This is a genomic window from Nocardia sp. NPDC001965 (assembly GCF_053594175.1).
This window is the reverse complement of record NZ_JBSFDZ010000100.1, coordinates 1-1,207: the sequence shown is the minus strand read 5'-3', so window position 1 is coordinate 1,207 and position 1,207 is coordinate 1. Positions and strand designations below refer to the sequence as shown.

Here is a 1,207-nt window from a genome sequence, read left to right as displayed (position 1 = left end):
GCCGCATCCATGCGGCCGCGACAGCCTGACTCAGAACCTGGGCCGACAGGCCTCGACGAGGCGCCCATCGAGCGCCTCTCACCGAAGCCGATCCACCACTCGGCGTCACGACAAGGAAAGCAGACGACCAGGGCGTGAAGTCAGGTCACCACGAGGAGTTGCGGTGAGGTGAAATGTTCCATCACGCGGTTCAGACCGGTGCCAGATGACTGCTTTCGGTCTTAGTTCATAGGATGTTTGGATGTTCGAGCGAATCGTGTCGTTCATCTGCTTCGCAGCGGTACTGACTGCCATTCCGGGGCCGGCCATTGTTCTGGTCATGAAGAATACTGTGATGCGTGGTAGAAGCGCTGCAGTCGCCACAGCCGTCGGCATCTTCTGTGGCGACCTCGTCTGGGTGACTACCTCGTTGGCAGGACTGACGGCGCTGTTGGTATCTTGTCGCCCGGCGTTCGAGGTGCTGCGATTTGTGGGGGCAGCATACCTGAGCTATCTGGGCATACGGCTCCTACTGCGTCCCCGTTCGGATCCATTGGTCACGATGGCGGCCGATGCGGCCGGTGGGGCGCAAAGGTCCCACCAGCGCGCGTTCGGTGAGGGTGTGCTCTGCGAACTGTCGAACCCCAAGGCGTTGATCGTATTCACTAGTGTCATCCCACCCTTCGCACCTGCGGACAGCAGTCCGTTTGACCTGGCAATATTCGGGATGCTGTTCGCCACGACCGGACTGGCAACTTGTATTCTTTATGCGATCGCTGTCGGTCGGGTTAGCCGGGTTGTTCGTCTGCCGAGATTCGTGGACACGCTGCTACGCGTCAGTGGTGGCGTCCTAGTTGCCTTCGGAGCAGGGCTAGCGGTAGAGGGCGCGGGAGGGGATCCGGCTGGCTGAAGCTTTGAACTCCGAGTGGGGTCTGTGATCCCGAGGTCAAAATGTCGATCGACAGTGTGTACGACACCGGTGTGTTGCGGATTCGCGCACAGTTTCGTCAGAGGAACCGTGTCCACGCAAAGCTTCGTTCGCACACGGTGACCGACGTGCCCCGATCGCATTCGGTGTGTGCCTTCTCTCTCAACCCGGTAGCTAGCGAGCCTTGTCCGCGGTCCGCGGGCCCCGCGCAGGTCCGAACGCGCGCACCCCACCTGGATCGGGTTGGCAGCATCAGGTTCACCCGCGACCGAACCTGATGCTGCCCGACGACGAGTCACC

General features: G+C 61.2%; 1 protein-coding gene. It reads left to right on the top strand.

The window, feature by feature from the left end:
- The first annotated feature begins 241 nt into the window (after positions 1-241).
- Positions 242-889 (top strand): LysE family translocator, encoded by a 648-nt coding sequence (locus ACWCPQ_RS35030; RefSeq protein WP_449907479.1) that lies wholly within the window; start codon positions 242-244, stop codon positions 887-889.
- The last annotated feature ends 318 nt before the right edge of the window (positions 890-1,207 follow it).

Bases quoted from the DNA above. Each gene is read 5' to 3' on its own strand.
- ACWCPQ_RS35030 (WP_449907479.1), top strand. From the start codon at position 242: ATGTTCGAGCGAATCGTGTCGTTCATCTGCTTCGCAGCGGTACTGACT.